This is a genomic window from Melioribacter sp., from assembly GCF_049325435.1.
GTDB lineage: Bacteria > Bacteroidota > Ignavibacteria > Ignavibacteriales > Melioribacteraceae > Melioribacter > Melioribacter roseus.
The window spans coordinates 264,689-286,298 of the sequence record NZ_JBMOLD010000001.1 but is presented as its reverse complement, the minus strand read 5'-3'; the positions used below and the strand labels follow the sequence as shown (position 1 = coordinate 286,298).

10 protein-coding genes and 1 pseudogene are annotated in these 21,610 nt (G+C 42.4%); all 11 read left to right on the top strand.

Annotated features, from left to right (window positions below; genetic code table 11):
• The first annotated feature begins 134 nt into the window (after positions 1–134).
• Positions 135–2,876 carry a beta-galactosidase GalB gene (gene galB / locus ACOYVE_RS01195; RefSeq protein ID WP_014856743.1) on the top strand — a complete coding sequence of 914 codons (2,742 nt, stop codon included), beginning with the start codon at positions 135–137 and terminating at the stop codon, positions 2,874–2,876.
• A gap of 126 nt (positions 2,877–3,002) precedes the next feature.
• A complete protein-coding gene (locus ACOYVE_RS01190) occupies positions 3,003–4,448 on the top strand; it encodes a DUF362 domain-containing protein (protein ID WP_014856744.1) in 1,446 nt (481 codons plus the stop codon).
• Between the two features lie 37 nt (positions 4,449–4,485).
• Positions 4,486–5,661, top strand: coding sequence for an SMP-30/gluconolactonase/LRE family protein (locus ACOYVE_RS01185; protein WP_422880567.1), 1,176 nt, complete (start codon positions 4,486–4,488; stop codon positions 5,659–5,661).
• A gap of 46 nt (positions 5,662–5,707) precedes the next feature.
• Positions 5,708–8,479 (top strand): glycoside hydrolase family 3 C-terminal domain-containing protein, encoded by a 2,772-nt coding sequence (locus ACOYVE_RS01180; protein ID WP_422880566.1) that lies wholly within the window; start codon positions 5,708–5,710, stop codon positions 8,477–8,479.
• A gap of 65 nt (positions 8,480–8,544) precedes the next feature.
• Positions 8,545–10,545: a GDSL-type esterase/lipase family protein gene (locus tag ACOYVE_RS01175; protein ID WP_422880565.1), complete on the top strand. Its 2,001-nt coding sequence runs from the start codon at positions 8,545–8,547 to the stop codon at positions 10,543–10,545.
• Between the two features lie 22 nt (positions 10,546–10,567).
• On the top strand, positions 10,568–12,499 hold the full coding sequence (locus ACOYVE_RS01170; RefSeq protein ID WP_014856748.1) for a glycoside hydrolase family 127 protein: 1,932 nt from the start codon (positions 10,568–10,570) through the stop codon (positions 12,497–12,499).
• Positions 12,500–12,539: 40 nt separating this feature from the next.
• A complete protein-coding gene (locus tag ACOYVE_RS01165; protein ID WP_014856749.1) occupies positions 12,540–14,660 on the top strand; it encodes a glycoside hydrolase 43 family protein in 2,121 nt (706 codons plus the stop codon).
• 23 nt (positions 14,661–14,683) lie between these two features.
• Positions 14,684–16,954, top strand: coding sequence for a family 43 glycosylhydrolase (locus ACOYVE_RS01160; RefSeq protein WP_014856750.1), 2,271 nt, complete (start codon positions 14,684–14,686; stop codon positions 16,952–16,954).
• 13 nt (positions 16,955–16,967) lie between these two features.
• Complete coding sequence (locus ACOYVE_RS01155) at positions 16,968–18,488, top strand: T9SS type A sorting domain-containing protein (RefSeq protein WP_014856751.1); 1,521 nt, start codon at positions 16,968–16,970, stop codon at positions 18,486–18,488.
• Positions 18,489–18,628: 140 nt separating this feature from the next.
• On the top strand, positions 18,629–20,530 hold the full coding sequence (locus ACOYVE_RS01150) for a FlgD immunoglobulin-like domain containing protein (RefSeq protein WP_014856752.1): 1,902 nt from the start codon (positions 18,629–18,631) through the stop codon (positions 20,528–20,530).
• A gap of 51 nt (positions 20,531–20,581) precedes the next feature.
• Positions 20,582–21,043, top strand: a pseudogene (locus ACOYVE_RS01145) (carbohydrate binding domain-containing protein); the annotation flags it as partial.
• Between the last annotated feature and the right edge of the window lie 567 nt (positions 21,044–21,610).

The following is a 21,610-nucleotide window of genomic DNA, read 5'->3' as shown; positions in this document are numbered from 1 at the left end:
TCGGAGGTTTATAACAGCCCGCCTCGTGCGGGCTGTTTATTATTATTTTTTACATCTATCTATAATTCGATTTAGTCTATAGGAATTTACTGGGGCATAAATCTTATTTAAGAATCTATGGGATCATATATAGTATGAGAATAAGTAAATTTTTTATTTCATTAATATTATTTATTTCATTGTTATGTAATGACTTCGTCTATACCGACGGAAAAGCGACAAATGAAAAAAACGTAAGAGAAAAAATTTTACTGAACAAAGAATGGAAATTTTTTAAATATAATAATGCGGCAGATGCCGATAATTTGATTTACGATGCGAGACCTGCTGTAACTGATTATAAAGATGACAAACCTGCGGATGCTATGCCGACCGAAGCTGAAAAAGTTGATCATCGGAAAGATGTCCTTAAGCCATGGATACTGCCCACTGGCAACGAGTTTCTTAAAGATAAATCTAAACATTATAAAAGACCGGAGAGCAATCCCGGCAAAGATTTTCCGTTCGTTCAATTGAATTACGACGACAGTCTTTGGGAGCAGGTAAATTTACCCCACGATTGGGCGATTAAAGGACCGTTTTACGAGGGAGAAAATGCAGAAGTAGGCGGCGGTATGGGACGATTGCCGAGTCATGGCGTAGCATGGTACAGAAAAAAAGTTTTTATACCAGGTCATGATTCGACTAAACAAATTTACCTTGATGTGGACGGCGCAATGTCGTATGCTATGGTGTGGATTAACGGATACCTTGCAGGCGGATGGCCCTACGGTTATAATTCATTCAGAATTGATCTTACTCCGTATATAAATTTCGGTAAAGAAAATATTATAGCAATACGTCTGGATAATCCTCCCAAATCTTCGCGTTGGTACCCCGGAGGAGGTATTTACAGAAATGTGTGGCTGGTAAAAACAAATCGCGTTCATGTGGCGCAATGGGGCGCGTTTATTACCACCGATAGCGTGAGTAAATCTTCCGCAGGTGTAAATATCAAAACGAAAGTAGATAATAAATCTAATAAAAAAGTTATAGCCGATATTGTTAGTGAAATTTATCTTCTTGACAAATCGGGACATAAAATCGATAGTCTTATTGCAAAAGACTATCTATCGAGCATAGAGATTGAAGCGGGAAACAATCGAATTGTTAATCAAACAATTAAAATAAACAATCCGAAACTTTGGGGAATACCGCCTAATCAGGAGCCGAATCTTTATATTGCCGAAACAAAAATATTAATGGAAGGGAAGTTAGTTGATTATTACACTACTCGATTTGGAATAAGAGAATTAAAATTCGAGCCCGATAAAGGTATTTTTCTTAACGGCGAATTGATTGAAGTTAAAGGAGTAAATCTACATCACGATCTCGGAGCATTAGGAGCTGCGTTTAACGTAAGAGCCGCCGAACGTCAACTTGAACTGTTAAGAGATATGGGGTGTAATGCAATACGATTTGCTCACAATCCGCCTGCGCCGGAATTTCTTGAATTAACAGACAAGATGGGCTTCCTGGTAGTGGATGAAATTTTCGATGTATGGGAACGCAAGAAAACGCCGCTCGATTTTCATCTTATTTTTCACGAATGGCACGAGCAGGATTTAAGAGCTTTCATTCGACGGGACAGAAATCATCCGTCTGTCATTATCTGGAGTTTCGGTAATGAAGTCGGAGAGCAATATACTGATATGGAAGGCGCCGAATTGGCAAAACATCTTTATGATATTGTCAAAGATGAAGATTCCACAAGACCAGCTACGGCGGCAATGAATTACGCCAAACCGCATATGCCCTTTCCTCAAGTAATGGACCTTATCAGTCTGAATTATCAGGGCGAAGGCATCAGGAATGCGCCTGCGTATGCGCACTTAAAAGGGATTAAAACCGAACCGTTATACGACGACTTCCATAAAAAATTCCCCGATAAAGTAATCCTGAGCAGCGAAAACGCGGCGGCGGTGAGCAGCAGAGGCACGTATTTGTTCCCCGTTTACGAGGGAATAAGCTCGCCTATCAGAGATACGATAGGAGGCGACCCGGTAAGAAAATACGTAAGCGCTTATGAATTATATACGGCTGATTTCGGCTCGTCTGCCGATAAAGTTTTTGGATCCCTCGACAGGCATCCGTACGTAGCGGGCGGATTCGTCTGGAGCGGATGGGATTATCTCGGCGAACCCACGCCTTATTACGAAGCGCGCAGTTCTTACTTCGGAGTTATCGACCTTACCGGCTTTAAAAAAGACAGGTTCTATTTATATCAGTCATATTGGCGTCCCGATTATCCGATGGCTCATATTCTGCCTCACTGGAACTGGCCGGAGAGAGCGGGCAAAATTACGCCTGTCCATGTTTTTACATCAGGCGACGAAGCCGAGTTATTTCTAAACGGAAAGTCTTTGGGCAAAAAGAAAAAGGGTGATTACGAATATCGCTTACGCTGGGACGACGTTATTTACGAACCTGGCGAATTAAAAGTTATCGCTTATAAGAACGGCAAAATATGGGCTCGCGATAGTGTGAAAACCACGCTCGACCCGGCTCGGATCGAGTTAATCCCCGATAGAAGCGTTATCAAGTCGGACGGTTCGGATCTTTCTTTTGTTACGGTTAGAATTAAAGATGAAAACGGTTTGATTGTCCCGAACGCCTCTAATATGATTAAATTTGAAATAGAGGGACCCGGCGAAATAGTCGCTACTGACAATGGCGATCCGACTTGTATGATTCCGTTCCCGTCGAAAAACCGTAATGCTTTTAACGGACTGGCATTGGTAATCGTCCGCTCTATTGAGGGCTCTAAAGGTAAAATTATCTTAAGAGCTTCTTCCGAAGGATTACTAGGGGATAGCGTTTTGATAAATGCCGAATAAAATATTATGTTTAATTACAAATAACGGATGTTGAATTTTTAATTAAAGATTTTAGGAAGCATTAAAATGATAATTCATGTTGCTGGTACGTTAATACTTTCTAATTCATAATAAAAAGGAGGGGGAATGAAAAAGTCGGGAAATAACGAGGGCGTCAGCTCGAGCAGACGTGAATTTATTAAAAAAAGCAGCATTGCTTTTGCAGGGCTCTTTACTATACCGTATTTAAAACCGTCCGGTATCTTTGCATATGACTTAAATAAAAAATTCAATTTATCAACTGTGGCAATTACAAATACATTAAATACGCCCGCTGATAATTATGAATATGATGACGTCAACGGAGGAGTCAAACAAAAAATGGAATATTTATTTGACCAGATTGGAGGCATTTCGGATTTATTCGGTACGGATAAAAAAGTAGTTATTAAAATTAATCTTACCGGCGGTTCGGGGAGCGCTGCAAATGATAAATTGAAAGACGCTACAATCGAAGAAGCTATGTGGAGCCACTCTACGGTTGTCAGAGCCGCGGCCGAATTGATAATCGATTCGGGAGTATCTCCTAATAATATTATTATTGTGGAAAGCTTGGGCAGCTACGATTCTTTCGACAATCCGGTTTATGACGGATATACTTCTATCGCTAAAGACCTGGGCTGCCAGTTGACGGATATCAGTAAGGGGAATTTTGTTGATGTTCCGACCGGCGACGATTATTTTAATTTTCCGAGCTTCAGAATGCACGAATTGCTTGTTAATAACGACGTCTATGTTTCAATCGGGAAATTGAAGCAGCACGCCGAGGCCGGTATTACGTGCGCAATTAAGAATCAGGTCGGCTCCGTTCCGCAAGTAAATTATACTACACAACAAATTCAATATAGACGACAAGCCATTCACAGCCCTACTAACGGATCGTCGGCAAAATTTTTGCCTCGTTCGATATGCGATTTATACGCAGCTCGACCCGTTGACCTCTCAATAGGCGACGGCATTAAAAACGCTATCGGAGGTGAAGGTGTTTGGAATCCGAGTTTTGCTCCTTCTGCAAGTCACGTATTATTTGCAGGAAAAGACCCCGTCGCTACCGATACAATAGCCGCTCATTTGATGGGACTCGATCCAGAAGCGGAAAAATTAAAATTGCCGGCAAAAAACAGTTACGGCGACAGGGAATGCGATAATTATCTCGACCTTCTTTATAAAAAAGGAATCGGGACAAATCGCCTGAGCGAAATCAATATTGTCGGCGACGGAAAAGATTTAATTACAAGCGTGGATCAAAATAAAAATCCGGAAAAACCTTCCGATTTTAAATTATGCGCAAATTATCCCAACCCGTTTAATCCTTCTACGATGATTGTTTTTTATTTGCCTGCGAGTGAGTATATAAGATTAAAAGTGTACGATATAACGGGCAGAGAAGTTGAAACCATTATGGAAGGAGAAGCGCCTGCAGGCGAGCACCGTTTGCAATGGAACGCTACCGGATTGGCAAGCGGAGTTTATATTTGCCGGCTGGAGTCCGGTAATTTCAGTCAGTCCATCAAAATGCTGTATCAAAAGTAAAATTAAAAATATCAAATAAATGAAAAAGGGCAGACGCATGCGATCTAAAATTTTACCGCTTCTAATATTATTCGTTATAACGGCAAATAATGTAATGTCGCAAATAGTAATCGATACAAATGCAAAAGTTGAGGAGATTGTAACCGGAATAGAACAACCCGAAGGTCCTGTATGGAAGGAAGGCGTAGGATTGCTTTTTTCAGATATCAAAGGCAATAAAATTTGCAAATGGACCCCTGAGCAAGGTAAGGAAATATTTTTGGATCCGTCGGACAGCACCAACGGATTGACTTATGATTTGGAAGGCAGACTCATAGCCGGACAGATGGGATTGAGGCGAGTTGTGCGTTTCGAGAAAGACGGCTCTCAAACTCCATTGGCTGAAAAATACGAAGGCAAACGATTTAACAGTCCCAACGACCTGGTTGTTAAATCGGACGGCTCAATATTCTTTACAGATCCTGATTTCAATGTTCCGGGAGGACCTAAAAACAAAGAACTGACATTTAACGGGATTTACAGGATTAGTCCTTCCGGAAGTATTCAATTACTCGATAAACTTGAACTCCCTAACGGTATTTGCTTCTCGCCGGATGAAAAAAAATTATATGTTAATGATTCCAGGGTGCATAAGATTTATGTCTGGGATGTGGTTGACGATTCGATTATTGCAAATAAAAAACTCTTTTATACAATACCGGTGAACGGATACGCGGACGGTATGAAAGTTGACGAAGATGGAAATTTATATGTTACCTGTTCGTCGGCGGTCTGGATTGTGTCTCCCGAAGCCAAACTTATTGGAAAAATAGACCTGCCTTCGAATGTCTCGGCGTCTAATTGCGCATGGGGGGAATCGGATAATAAAACTTTGTTTATTACAGCCGGTCATTCGGTCTATAGAGTGCGTCCTATAATTACGTCAAATAAAAGCGACGACAGCTTTCCGACGGGATATGAGTTGTATCAGAATTATCCCAATCCTTTTAATCCGACCACAAAAATTTCCTACGTCATACCTGTCGCTTCCCACGTAACTGTGAAATTGTATGACGAAATCGGAAGGGAAGTTGTTACTCTGGAAAATTCTGAAAAACCTGCGGGAATACATACGCTTAATTTTAGCGCAGAAACGCTCTCCAGCGGCGTCTATTATTACAAACTAATTGCTGGAAATTACTCGGCTTTAAGAAAGTTGGTACTTCTTAAATAACCGGCATAGTAATGAACATTATTTTTTAATATGGGGGGATAATGCTATGAAAAGAATTGTTCCATTATTCTTGTTAACTCTCCTTTATTTTACACTCCAAAATTATAATTATGCTCAACGCGTTAATTCCGAAGATTATTATTTTCTTAACTGGGAAGAAAATAAGTCGATAACGTTAAACGGCATATTGTCTTCCGATGCGGAATTCGTAAGCTGGAACTGCGTAAATAACGCCGGAGTAATTGTTAAGAATCCTTCCGGCAATAAAACCGAAGTTGTATTTTCACGCCCGGGTTACTATTTATTCAATTATTCTATTATGAAAAGCAACGGGACGATTGACAGTCACTATGTAATAGTTAATGCGTTTACGACAGGTTCTTACAAGGAAAGACTGAACGACCTGATTTCACTGATGACCACGGAAGAAAAGATAAAACAACTGACAAATCAGGCGGATTCCATCCCAAGATTAGGGTTAAGAGCATATAATTACTGGAATGAATCGCTGCACGGAGTTTTGGCAGAAGGCGCAACTTCATTTCCACAGGCTATTGCGCTTGGGGCAACCTGGGATCCTCGGCTTGTTAATCGTGTAGCTACGGCTGTATCGGACGAAGCCCGCGCCCTCAATCGGCTCTACGGCAAAGGATTGACCTATTGGAGCCCTACAATAAATATAGCAAGAGACCCGCGTTGGGGCAGAAACGAAGAATCGTACAGCGAAGACCCTTATCTTCTTTCAAGAATGGGAGTGGCGTTTATTAAAGGAATGCAGGGCGACCATCCCTATTATTTAATGACAGTCGCCACTCCGAAACATTTTATTGCAAACAACGAAGAGGAAAGAAGGCATACGGGCTCTTCGGATGTCGATATGAGAAATCTTTACGAGTATTATTTGCCCGCATTCAAGAGCGCCATAGTTGAAGCCAGAGCATATTCTATAATGGGAGCTTATAACGAATTGAATCATGTGCCGAGCAATGCCAATATGTTTTTGATGACGGATTTATTAAGGCGTCAATGGGGATTCGAAGGTTATGTAGTGTCCGACTGCGGAGCTATTCACGATATGCTCTATGGTCATAAATTTTTCAAGACCGGCGCGGAAGCGGTAGCCCGCAGCATTCTTGCCGGATGCGATTTGAACTGCGGACAGGCTTATCGCGAGTTTATTAAAGACGCGCTCGATGAAGATCTGTTGCGCGAAAAGGATATCGACAGCGCTTTGTTCAGAGTGCTCTCTGCGCGTTTCAGACTGGGTGAATTTGACCCGCCGGAACTTGTGCCTTATTCCTCAATTGGAAAAGACAAATTAGACAGCAAGGAAAACAGACGGCTTGCTCTGGATGCCGCCCGAAAATCGATTGTGCTTCTGAAAAACAACGATATACTGCCGATTGATAAAAGTAAAATCAAATCAATCGCTGTTATAGGTCCGAATGCGCGGGAGGCGCAATTAGGCATCTATAGCGGATTTCCAAACGTTTTAATAAGTCCTCTCGAAGGAATTAAAAACAAAGCCGATTCTCTCGATATCCGGGTCGGCTATGTCAAAGGTTGCGACATAGGCGGTGGATTATTAAAACCAATCGACCCCGAATACTTCGGTGTGATAGAAGAAAAGGGCATTAAAGGTTTATTGGGCGAGTATTTCGACAACATGAATTTGGAAGGGACGCCCGTAATAACCAAAGTGGATTCGCTTATTGATTTTTCGTTCGGCATGAACTCGCCTGCCGATGGAGTTCCCTCAGATAAATTCTCTGTAAGGTGGAGAGGAACTATCATTCCTCCCGATACTATTAATTATATAGGAACGAGCTGCGACGACGGCGTCAGGCTCTATATCGACAATAAATTGATTATTGACGATTGGAAAGAACACGGCGAAAAACCGATCGCCGCCGAAGTTAAATTACTCCCGGGTAAAAAGTACGATGTTGTATTCGAATATTTTGATAATTCGTTGGGGGCTACAGCCAGATTAACATGGGACCTGGGGCAAAAGGATTTCGAAAAAGCAAAAAAGATTGCCGCCGAAAACGATCTTGTTATTTTAGTCCTTGGCATTACTCCGGGAATATCGCAGGAAGAGCTCGACAGAAAAGAAATCGAGTTGCCGTCCGTTCAACGGGAACTAGTAAAGCAAACGGCGGAAGTCAACCCCAATATTGTTATTGTCCTGGTTAACGGCGGTCCTGTTGCATTGGCGGGCGCAGAGAAGTACGCTAAAGCAATTGTCGAAAATTGGTATAACGGTGAATTCGGAGGTCAGGCGCTTGCCGACGTCCTCTTCGGAGATTATAACCCCGGCGGAAAGCTACCTCAAACTTTTTACGCTTCGACAGAACAGTTGCCTCCTATGTCTGATTATGATATTATTAATAATCCCAGAACTTACATGTACCTGAACGAACAGGCGTTGTTTCCGTTCGGTCACGGCTTATCATATACGACATTTAAATATGACAGTCTGAAAATTGTGAGCAATACTCTGAATGAAACGGACACGCTTTCATTACAGTTCAGGCTTACTAACGTTGGCAATCGTAATGGCGACGAGGTTGTCCAGATCTATGCTAGCTGTAAAGACGCTAAATTTAAGGTCCCCCGTAAACAATTAAAAAGATTCCGAAGGCTAACGCTGCAAACGGGAGAAAGCAAGGTATTGGAATTTAAAATCCCTGTAGATGAGTTGGCATTTTACAGTACATACGAGAATGATTTTGTAGTCGAAAAAGGCGCCTGGGAAATTCTTATCGGCAGTTCCTCGGAAGATATCAGGTTAAGTGAAAAAATTATTATTAAATAAAAGAAGCGGTAGTAAAAATATTTTACTAAAGATGTCATAACATAAAATTCACAGGGGAATTACGGATGAAAAATATTGTGAAAATTTTAGGTATCGTGGGAAAAAATTTTCTGGCATTGATGCTTATATCGTGTATAGCAGTATACGGACATACTGAAAATCAAAAATGGGTCGGTACGTGGACAACTTCGCCGCAGTTGGTGGAACCTCAGAATAATCCGCCGGACCCACCGGGATTGACAAATAATACTGTTCGTCAAATCGTGCGGGTTTCGTTAGGAGGCGATGTGTTGAGAGTCCGCTTCTCCAATGAATTCAGCGGTTCGCCCGTTACAATAAATTCTGCCCATGTTGCTGTATCAAAAGGAAACGGCGTAATCGATAAATCGACGGATAAAGCTCTTTCGTTTAACGGCAAACCGGATGTAACAATGGCGGCGGGTTCCGCCGTCATTTCAGACCCTATAGAATTCGACTTAACGCCTTTGACCGACATTGCCATTACAATTTATTTCGGCAATACTTCCCGAGACGTAACAGGGCATCCCGGATCGAGAACGACATCGTATATTCTTGCCGGAAACAACGTTGATAAAGAAGATTTTGCGGGCGCGGTAACGACCGATCATTGGTACGTAATCAATACGATTGATGTATTGGCTCCGGATTCAGCCTTCGCAGTCGTAACGCTCGGCAATTCGATAACGGACGGCAGAGGATCGGGAACGAACAAGCAGAATCGCTGGCCCGACGAACTTGCAAAAAGATTACAAGCCAATCCGGAAACAAAACAGGTGGCTGTGCTGAATGCGGGCATAGGAGGAAATTGCGTATTAAGACAATGTCTCGGACCGTCAGCCCTCAGCAGATTCGAGAGAGACGTTCTCAATCAGAACGGCGTGAGATGGTTAATTATTCTGGAAGGGATTAACGATATCGGCGGTTCGAACAGTATTGACGTTGCCGACGATTTAATCGAAGCATATAAACAGATGATTTATCATGCTCATTCAAAAGGAATTTATGTTTACGGAGCAACGTTACTGCCGATGAAAGGTTCGTTTTATTTTTCGGAAACGCGCGAAGCCGCTCGACAAAAAGTCAACGAGTGGATAAGAACGGGGGGCTATTTTGACGCTGTAATCGATCTGGACAGAGCTTTAAGAAATCCTGAGGATACGTTGAGTCTTTTACCCGAAGCAGACACGGGCGACCACCTTCATCCCAATGAAACGGGGCATAGAATGATTGCTGAAGCTGTCGATTTGACTCTCTTTACCAAAACCGATTCTCTTATTGCTGAATATCAATCACACTCGATCTTTCTGGAATCCGAATGCGGCACAGTGGGAAGTAATTGGCAAATTATTGAAGACGACAATGCCTCCAATAGTAAATATGTAACAATCCGCAGCGGACTTGAAAGTTTGAATCAGGCTCCGACAGGAGATGAAAATATTATTACAATACCGTTTTCGATTGATACGTCGGGAGTTTATTATTTAATGGCTCGCGTTAATTGTCCCACTTATAACGACGATTCATTCTGGATAAGCGTAGACAACGAAGATTACCGTATGTACAACGGTTTGGCTTCAAACGGGTGGGAATGGAAATTATTGGATAGTTTTGAATTGGAAAGCGGCGAACATATTATCGCAGTATCGTACAGAGAAGACGGAGCTGGATTGGACAAATTAGCTGTTTCGGACTTACAGTTCTTGCCGCTGGGCGAGGGCGAAGCGGCAATCAATCTGTGCGACGCTACGGATATTAAAGAACGAAATAATTACGAAAAAAAAGTAGGATTCATACTCGAGCAAAACTACCCGAATCCGTTTAATCCGACAACCAGAATATCATTTGAGATTAGCAAAGCCGATAAAGTATCCTTGAAAATTTATGATTTATTGGGCAAAGAAATTGTTACTCTGTTTGAAGGTTTCAAACATGCCGGAGAGTATTCGGTAAATTTCGACGCCGACAAATTATCAAGCGGTATTTATATATGTAGGCTGTTAGTCGGAAATAAAATCGACGCAAAAAAAATTGTACTTATGAAATAGACTCAAATCAGAGGATCTATAAATGAAAGTTATTTCGTTTGCTTTGCTTCTAACCGCTTTAATTTTCCCGCAAGATAAAATTAAACGGAGCGGATACCGCATATCTCCGGTTGATATCAGGAGCGTTACAATCAACGACGATTTCTGGCTGCCCAAAATCAAAACAATCCAGGAAACCACAATTAAATATGCCTTCGAAAAGTGCGAAGAGGAAGGCAGAATGGACAACTTTCTTATAGCCGGCGGCAAAAAGAAAGGAGAATACAGGGGGAAAATGCCTTTTGACGACACTGACCTTTATAAAATTATTGAAGGCGCTTCGTATACTTTAGTTAGCAGTCCAAATAAAGAACTTGAAGACTACATCGACTCGGTAATAGCGATTATAAAAACGGGACAGGAAGAAGACGGCTATTTGACGACCTGGTTTACAATTGATCCTCAAAAGCCGCCCGCATGGTGGGTAAAGCCGCCTTCAAAAAGATGGGAAAGTCTCGAAAGCAGTCACGAACTTTATAACAGCGGTCATCTTTTCGAAGCCGCAGCCGCTCATTATTACGCCACCGGGAAAAGAAATTTTCTCGATATAGCAATTAAAAATGCCGATTTATTGGTTCAGAATTTCGGACCTGATAAAATCAGAAAACCGCCGGGTCATCAAATTGTGGAAACCGGTCTGATTAAACTTTACCAGATTACCGGCAAAAAAGAATATATGGAGTTGGCAAAGTTTTTCCTCGACATACGAGGCGACTCGACAACTCATAAATTATACGGAGAATACGCGCAGGATCATATACCGTTAGTGGAACAGAAAGAAGCTGTGGGCCACGCCGTACGCGCTCTTTACATGTACGCCGCAATGACCGATATTGCCGTTCTGCACGATGACGAGGATTACAGAAAAGCCGTTTTTACATTGTGGGATAACGTCGTAAATAAAAAGACATATATTACCGGCGGCTTGGGAGCGCGCCACGACGGCGAAGCCTTCGGAGATGATTACGAATTGCCTAATCTGACTGCTTACGGCGAAACATGCGCCGCTATCGGCAGCGTTTACTGGAACTATCGTTTATTCGAAATGACGGGCGATTCCAAATATGCGGATGTAATCGAACGCACCCTTTACAACGGATTGATTTCCGGAATATCGCTCGACGGAAAAAATTTCTTTTATCCCAATCCTCTGGAATCCGACGGGGAGTATAAATTTAATATGGGCGCCTGTACCCGGCAACCCTGGTTCGATTGCTCTTGCTGCCCTACAAATCTTATCCGGTTTATTCCTTCGCTGCCGGGTCTGATCTACTCGGTCGACAGAGACAGCGTATATGTTAATCTGTTTGTAGGCAGTAAAGCCGATATCGAATTAGGAAACAAAAACGTTCGGATTATTCAAAAAACTTCTTATCCGTTGGATTACAAGGTTACGTTAAATATAGAGCCCCAGGCTGCAACGCAATTTACATTAAAAATAAGAATACCGGGATGGTCGAGAAATATACCGTTGCCGGGAGATCTCTATCGTTATGCGAACAAACAAAACGGAAAAATCAGATTGCTTGTCAACGGCGAAGAGCAAAGTCTGAATATCTCCTCTGGTTACGCGGTTATTACCAAATTATGGGAAAAAGGCGACAAAGTTGATTTGATCCTTCCCAAAGAAGTCAAAAAAGTACTGGCAAATGAAAAAGTAAAAGAAAACAGAAATAAGGTCGCTATAGAATTAGGCCCATTTGTCTACTGCGCAGAAGAAGCGGATAACAAAAACTTTTCAAATGTATTCATCGCACAGAATTCAAAAATCTTTGTTAAAGAAGAGAAAATTTTGTCGGAAAATACTCCGGTAATTTATATCGAAGGAAATGACATAAAAATTAAAATGATACCTTACTTTCTCTGGTCGAACAGAGGCGTCGGGAAAATGAAAGTCTGGTTGCCGTTAAAATAATTTAATTTCTCGAATCAATATATCGCGAGAACTATCTTGTATGAGACTCTATAAAATTACTCTCTTCGCTTTGATTGTCTTCGGTATATCCAATATAAACTTACCGGGACAGACATTTATTCCGAGGCAGAGCGATTCCACTATTTGTACATGGCATGCGGACAACGGTAACGGGACATTTACTAATCCTATTTTTTATGAAGAATTCTCCGATCCGGATTTGATTCGAGTTGGCAGCGATTATTATATGACCGGCACGACAATGCATACAATGCCGGGTTTGCCGGTTCTTCATTCGAAAGACCTGGTAAATTGGAAATTATTGGGATATGCGTGCAGGAGATTGGATCTGGGACCGGAATTCCGACTTGAAGAAGGCAAGGAGATATACGGACAAGGTTTTTGGGCGCCATGCATCCGATACCATAACGGCATGTTTTTTATCTTCAGCAACGTTAACAGGCATAAGACTCAGGTCTTTAAAAGTACGGATCCGGCTGGACCATGGGAGCATTATCAAATGAATGTTTCTTTACACGATCTCTCCGTTTTATTTGACGACGACGGTAAAGTATACGTCGTCTGGGGTTATGATGAAATACGGATTGCCGAGTTAAATGCGGAATTAACGGATACTATTCCTGGCTCTGGAAAAATAATCATACCGGCAGGCAGCGGCGCCGGCGAAGGATGCCATTTCTATAAAATCGACGGTAAATATTATATAACAATTACAAATTGGGACCCGGTTTGTTATCAGGTATGCGCCAGGGCGGACAATCCATACGGACTCTATGAAATAAATGTTATGAGCGCAGAAGAAAATATGGGTATGGGAACAACCTGGCGTTTGTGGGACACTAAAAACGGACCTCCTTTTAATTTAATTAAAGCGCCGTCAAATCATGTGGGGTGTATTCCGATGCATCAGGGAGGAATTGTGGAAACGGATAGAGGCGAATGGTGGGGTTTTTCAATGATGGATTATAATTCGATTGGCAGGGTTACCGTTTTGAGTCCCGTAACTTGGAAAGACGGCTGGCCTTATATGGGATTGCCGGGAAATCTTAAATGCTCTCCAAAAAGCTGGCGTAAACCGCTTACTTCGGTTAAATCCGGAATATACGCGCCATTTGAAAAAGACGATAATTTCGACGGACCGGAATTAAAAAACGCATGGCAGTGGAATCATGCTACTGTTGACGAGAAATGGTCGTTGAATGAACGCAAAGGATTTTTACGGCTTCACTCGCTGCCGGCCGAATCGTTCTGGTATGCCAGGAATACTCTTACTCAGAGAGCCGTAGGTCCCGAATCGTACGCTGTTACGCTTGTCGATATCTCGAATCTGAAACGAGGCGATATAGCCGGTTTGGCTCTTTTGAATCTGCCTTATGCATGGATTGGAATAACTAAAAACAAAGAAGGCGATAACCGGCTTCAGTATTATAATCAACAAAAACAGAAAAAAATTAATTTAATCCCCGTGACAAATAAAATATGGCTGCGGGCATATTGTAACTTCGACGAAGATTTTGCTTATTTGAGTTACAGTACGGACGGAGAAAATTATATTACAATAGACGACAAAATAATATTGCCGTATCAGCTTAAAACTTTCCAGGGCGTCCGTTATGCGCTTTTCAATTTTAATAAAGAATGTAACGAAGGCGGATTTGCGGATTTCGACTTCTTCGAAATAATAGAACCACGATGCAAAGGTTTAACTCGGCCGATTCCTTATAACAAAACAATAAAATTGATTAGCCTCGCTGACAGTACAATTCTTGTTAATTGGAAAAACTTTTTGAGACCGGTTCCAATCGACAGTAAATTTGCAGAAGGAGAGAATGGATTGTTCCGCGTGATCGACAGAGGCGAGGGGCGTATTGCTTTGCAATCAATTGCCACGGGCGGCTATGTAACAGTGAAGAATTTTGGAGAAATGGCTGAAGTCAGAATTGAAACAGAAGGAAACGGTTCCGCTTCGACGTTTCAATGGATTGATATGCTGAAGGGAGAAATTATGTTGATGTCTTTGAAAACGCACAAATATTTGTTTGCGGATCCGTATGCGGGAAGTTTATGTTCCGCAGATTCGGAAGGAGCGCGTCCCGACCGTAAAGGCGGCTCATGTTTCATCTGGGTATTTGCCGATTAATTAAATTTTTTTGGGGGGGGGATATGAACAAAGTTATTTCCAATCTTCTGTGCTTATTCTTAATTAATTTATCGTTAACAGCGCAGACTTCGAAAACTTATATGAACCCCGTAATTCCTGGCGATCATCCCGACCCGACTTTGACTAAAATCGGGAATCATTTTTATACTTCCGGTTCGTCTTTTAATCCGACTCCCAAAATATATCATTCAACCGACCTCGTACACTGGGAAGCGATAGCTCAACCGGTCTCGGCTTCATGGTCGGAATACGGCAATAGTCCAGGCGGAGGAATTTGGGGCGGACACATGGTCTTTTACAATAACAAATATTGGCATTTTTTCGGAAGGGGAGGCGGCAGTATGTATTTTGTCAAAGCGGATAAGCCGGAAGGACCGTGGAGTATGCCGACAAGAATGAATGTTCCCGCAGGTATGAGCGGATTGGGCGTCGACAATTCGATTTTTATTGACGATAGCACCGGCAAATGGTATTTGTTAACCAAACACGGTCGACAGAACAATCATATAGTAGAACTTGGAGAAGACGGTCAACCCAACGGCAATGTGCTCGATCTGACCTGGCTCAATCCCGATTCGGAAGGAAATCCATACGGCTGGGCTGAAGGTCCGGTAATGTGGAAACATAACGGGAGCTATTATTACAGTTTTGCACAGCATCTGGCAGGGAGTCAATATGTAATGAAGAGCGACACGCTCACAGACGATAAATCAAAATGGACAATTATCGGAACAAATATTTTTACCGGAAGCATATCGAATTTCAGCGCTCCGAATCATATTTCGCCGGCTGTTGAATTGGACGACGGCACAAGCTGGGTTATAGCGCATAGTTATCATAGCGGCAGTTGGTACGCTCAGGGACGTCAGGGTTTACTCTGCCAGGTAATTTATGACGATGACGGCTTCCCGAAAATTCTGAGACCTTCGCCGGACGCGGCTATAGCGCCCGACCTTCCGAGCGGCGGCATCCCCTGGGCTGTTCCGCATTCGGATTATTTCGATTCCGAAAAACTGCATCCCGAATGGTCGTTTCTGGGATATACTCCTTCGTCCGCCTATTCTCTAACAGAACGTCCGGGTTGGTTAAAACTTACGAATATCGGAAGAGGAGGAAGAAATACAGTAATTAAAAACGACGGCGAGCATAACTATTCATTAATTACGCGTCTTGATTTCGAACCCGAATCGAACTTGAACGAAGCGGGATTATGGATTATTAACGGTCCTCAAACTCATCAGGTAAAACTTTGTTCTACGGCGGATTCGGAGGGAAATAAAATTATTTCATTCGGTTTTGAGAATATTAAATACGAGGTTGAAAATAATATCGGAGCGGTATTATGGTTAAAGCTCGTGCGTGATGAGCATAAGATGTACGGATATTACAGCGCGGACGGAATCAGATGGTTTCAGGTAGGTAATGAAATTGACGCCGCCGATATAGATAAAGAACAGACACAGTTTAATAATTTTACGGGAAATTATCAGGGACTTTACACAATCGGAAAACCCGCTTACTTCGATCTCTACATTTACCGCGACGGATATACAAATATTAACGCGGCTTCGCCTGCCGATCAGTTCGGCACAAGAATAATGATCAACAGATACCCTCCGAATCTCTTGAGTCAGATTAATAACGACGATTGGGCAATGTACGCCGGCGTGGAATTGGGCGCGGAAGAATATCCGGTTATTGCCGACTCAATTGTTGTTTCGGCTTCGTCAAATACTTCGGGAGGGAAAATCGAAATCAGAATCGACTCGCTTTCCGGCGAAATTATTTCCGAACTTGAAATTGAAAATACGGGAAGCTGGTCCGACTTCAAGGAATTCAAAGCGCCTGTTGTTGGCAAGGCAGATGGTATGCACGACGTTTATCTTTTATTTAAAGGCGACTCGTCGGAAGAATTGTTCAGAATACAAACCTTGCGTTTTATTCCTCGAGAAAATCCGACGAATATTGAAGAAACAACGGAAAATATTTTACCGGGGAATTTTGAATTGTATCAGAATTATCCCAATCCGTTTAATTCGTCAACGGTATTAAAATATACTATCCCGTTCGACGGAAAGATATCGTTGAAAATTTACGACCAGCTCGGGAGGGAAGTAGTCAATTTATTTGATGGATATCAAACAGCGGGAACGCATACCGTCAGGTGGGACGGAAAAAGCAATCATGGCGCCGAACTTTCTTCGGGAGTTTATATTTGTAAAATATCCGGCGGACGAACCGGCAAATCAATAAAATTACTTCTATTAAAATAAATGGGGGAATATAATGAAAACAAATAACTTGGTAATTTTTTTAATGGCTTTCTTCTTTTTGTTTATAAACGCGTATTCACAGGAGATGCCCCGGGTTTACGAAGTTGAAAATACGGGTACGGATTGCGCTAAACCGCCGTTGCCGGAATTCAGTCAACTGCCGGTAATCAACGAACTGCCGGACCCATTCGAATGGTCTGACGGCAGAGGCAGGATTACGAGCAAACTCGAATGGAGATGCCGGCGCGCTGAAATAGGCGAAGAAATTCAATATTACGAACTCGGGTCTAAGCCTCCCAAACCGGAGAATATGACGGTTACATATACCGACACTCTCATGACAATTGTTATTGTCGAGAATGGCGATACGCTGGTTATAAACGCGCCTATTAGTCTACCTGAAGGGGAAGGACCGTTTCCCGCGGTTATAGGAGTGGGATTTACGCCGACAGGCAGTTTGCCGGAGGATCTTTTTACAAGCAGGGGAATTGCCACAATTCATTTTATGGAATGGCAGCTTACCAACGGTTGGTCGGGCAGCCGTGGAGACGGACAGTTTTATAAACTTTATCCTGATAAAAAGAGGGGTAAATTTATTGCCTGGGCATGGGGCGTTAGCAGAATTATCGACGCGCTTGAAATGTCGCCCGAATCAAAAATCGATTTAAAACATCTTGCTATAACCGGTTGTTCTTATGCGGGCAAAATAGCTTTGTTTTCCGGGGCGCTCGATGAACGGATTGCATTGACTATAGCGCAGGAGCCGGGCGGCGGAGGCGACGCTGCATGGCGCGTGACCGAAAAATTGCCCGGCAGCAGGGAACGACTGCGAAACGCGCAAGGTTATGCATGGTATCATCAGGATTTAGGACGCTTTAATTCAGCCGTTACTAAATTGCCGTACGATCATCATGAATTGATGGCAATGATTGCACCACGCGCCTTGTTGGTGCTGGGCAACCCGGATTACGAATGGTTAGCGGAAGAATCCGGTCACGTGGCATGTAAAGCCGCTCATGAAGTTTGGAAAGCTCTCGGCGTGCCCGACCGTTTCGGATTTTCGAAAGTGGCTGGTCATCAGCACTGCCAATTGCCCGGTGTACAACGTCCCGAAGTTACTGCATTCATCGAAAAATTCTTACTCGATATCGATACCGTAAATACTAATATCGAAATAAGTCCTTACGACCCGGATTTGTCGAGCTGGATTACGTGGACAACCCCGGAACTTTCCGACACGCTTGCTTCAGTAGGCCAAAATATTATTGAAAAAGAATATGAATTGATGCATAATTATCCGAATCCGTTCAATCCGGTTACTAAAATAGTTTATAGAATTCCCGAGAACGCTTTTATAAGTCTGAAAGTATATAATTCGCTTGGGCAGGAAATAAGAACTTTATTCGAAGGGTATCGAATCAAAGGTAAGTATGAAGTCCTATTCGATGCCGCCGATTTGACTACCGGCGTTTATTTGTGCAGATTATCGAGTCTAAATTTTGATAAAACTACTAAACTTTTACTTCTCAAATAAAAAATAAGTATGATTTTGTTTTAAATTTTTATCCAAAATGCGTAACTTACTTTTGAGTATTGAAACGATTCAATATAGATTAAAACATTTAAAGAAATTGCAAGCAACTTTATATTAATCATTTTCTAAAAGGTTATTTTATGGCTCGATATTGCTACTCTTCTTATAAGTTATTCCTACTCATCTTTTTCGTCTCTTTATTCTTTTCTGATTCTGTCGCTCAGACTATTTCGGTAAGCGGCAAAATAACAGCATCGCGTTTCCCAGTAAAAAAAGCCAAAATTACTTTTGTAAATAGTTCCGATACTACCGTTCAATTTTCTAGCTTTACCGATGATAACGGCAATTACAGAATCGACATAGTAACTTCGGTCGAAAGCGATTTTACAATTCCTTCGAGCTTTAGCTTGGGGCAAAGTTATCCCAATCCGTTCTCTTCCAGCGCCGCAATACCGTACGGTTTGCACAAAGAATCCGACGTGAAAGTGACTATTTATGACGTGCTGGGCAGAGTAGTTCGCAAATTCAATGTCGGACGTCAAAATGTAGGTTCTCATAATATTCTATGGGACGGCAGAAACGGCGTCGGTCAGAAAGTGGCAAACGGAATTTATTTCTATAAATTGGAAGCCGGCGGAGAGTCGCAAGTTAAAAAGATGATTTTTAATCAAAACGGAAGCGGTCTTGTTCCCTTGCCGTCCGGTTTTACATTTGAAAAGCTCAATAAAAACTCTGCCGTATTAGAAAGCGACGAGTACTCCGTTCGAATTGGCAACGGCTACGATACAATGCCGTATGTTATCGAAGAAGAATACGGGACGGTAAATTTGAAAAACGATACGACGATTAATTTCGCAGTTTCGTATCTGCCCACGGCGTCGGTCAATACGGAGAATAAACGTCAGATAATAAGAGGATACGGAGCCGCCAATATTGTTCAATGGCGGGCGGATATGACCGACTCGGAAATCGAGACCGCATTCGGCACGGGCGACGGACAGCTTGGTTTTTCGATTTTAAGAATACGTATTCAACCTCAAAGCAGTTTGTGGAGTACAAATGTTCCCACTGCAAAGAAAGCTCATGAAATGGGCGTTACTATAGTCGCTTCGCCGTGGAGCCCTCCTGCGTCTATGAAGACTAATAATAATCTTGTGGGAGGCGAGTTAAGAGAAGACGCTTACGACGATTATGCGGCGCATTTGAACTCGTTTGTCGAATACATGGCTTCGCAGGGCGTTCCTGTTTATGCCGTCTCCGTGCAGAATGAGCCTGACATAACGGTTACCTACGAGTCGTGCGATTGGAATGCCGACCAGATGATTAAATTTTTGAGAGAAAACGCTCCGGATGTAGGAACTAAAGTAATGGCTCCGGAATCATATCAATTCAGACGCGAATTATCCGACCCAATTTTGAATGATTCGCTCGCGTGCGCCAATCTGGATATACTTGCGGGACATATTTACGGCGGCGGACTTGCGCCTTATCCTCTTGCAGAAGAAAAAGGAAAAGAAATCTGGATGACCGAACATTTAACCGGCAGCGATAATCAGGTATCTCCAAACAGTTGGACTGAGGCTTTTCCGGTTGCAGAAGAAATTAACGACGTCATGAAAAGCGGTATGAGCGCTTATATCTGGTGGTATATTGTGCGTTTTTATGGACCAATAAGCGACGGCGAGTTTAATAGCGGCAAAAAAGGAGAGATAACCAAAAAAGGCTATGTAATGTCGCAGTTTTCCAGGTTTATTCGTCCCGGTTTCTACAGAGTGGAAAGCGAAACGGCGCCTTTTTTAAGCAACTTTGACGTTACGGCTTATCAAGACCCTCAAACCAAGAAACTCGTTATCGTCGCTATTAATTCTTCGGATTCCCAGAAGGAATATGTCATTAGAATTAACGAAAATGTATCGTCATTTACAACTTATACCACATCTGCAAACAAGAATTGCGAAATGGGAAATAACGCGACCGTATCGGACGGTAAATTGTTCTTTTCAATGGAGCCGAAAAGTATTACCACGTTTATTTCTAATTAATACTCTTTAGAAAGATGTAAAATATCTATTTAATCTAAAAGGAGGCTACACATGGGAGGGAAACTAAAAAATATTATCAACGGGTTGATAATTCTCTTGTTACTGATTCCGTCAATATCTCAAGCGCAGCTTGTTACAAACGGCAGTTTCGAGAACACGCCTTTGGGACCCGTTACGGAAAATATCGAAGGATGGATCATCGAAGTCGGTTCTTCCGTTACTACGCCGCCGGATTTCGAAATTGTGGATAATCCGGTGCAACACGGAAATCACGCATTTAAAGTTGTCATTAATTCTCTCGGCGCTAACGACTGGGATATTCAATTGGTGGCGGACAGTATTCCCGTAAAACCGGGCGATACCTATGTCTATTCGATTTGGGCAAAAGCGGAAAAGGCGGGGGCTCAAGCTAATTTTACCGTCGGCAATTACTCGTATAATGAGTACGGAGCAATTCGTCCTGCCAATTTGACTACGGAATGGCGGGAATTCACTATGGAATTTACAATTACCGATACACAAAAGGTAATACGCGCTCCTATTCATTTCAATAAAAGCGTTAATGTAGGAAATACCATTTATGTCGACAATCTTACGATAATAAATAAAAATGATTTACCGTCTCCGTTGAAACCGATAGTGTTGGAAGCAGAGGATGGTCAGTTGGGAAGCGACCTGGAAGTTCTGCAGGATGGCGACATTACTTACGTAACTCCGAAAACCAATTTTATCAACAGTACTAATCCGGGCAGCGCTTCTAAAGTAATTACTTTCGAAGTTACATTTGCCGACACGGGAAACTACGATTTATTCGCCAAAATAAGAGTCGGTCCGAATCAATACAACGACGACAGCTTCTTTTACGGAAACGGTTTCGGTGTTAAAGATACGGCTAATGACGAGGATTGGATAATAGCAAACCAAATGCAGGCGGCTGGCTTTAACGAGCCTGATAATATAGTAAGCGATCCGGGAGGTTTAGGAGACGGAGTATGGAAGTGGGTTAATTTGTCAAAAAATAATTTCGGAGAAGATCCTGTAGTCTTTACGGTCGAAGGCGATACTTTAACAAAAATATTC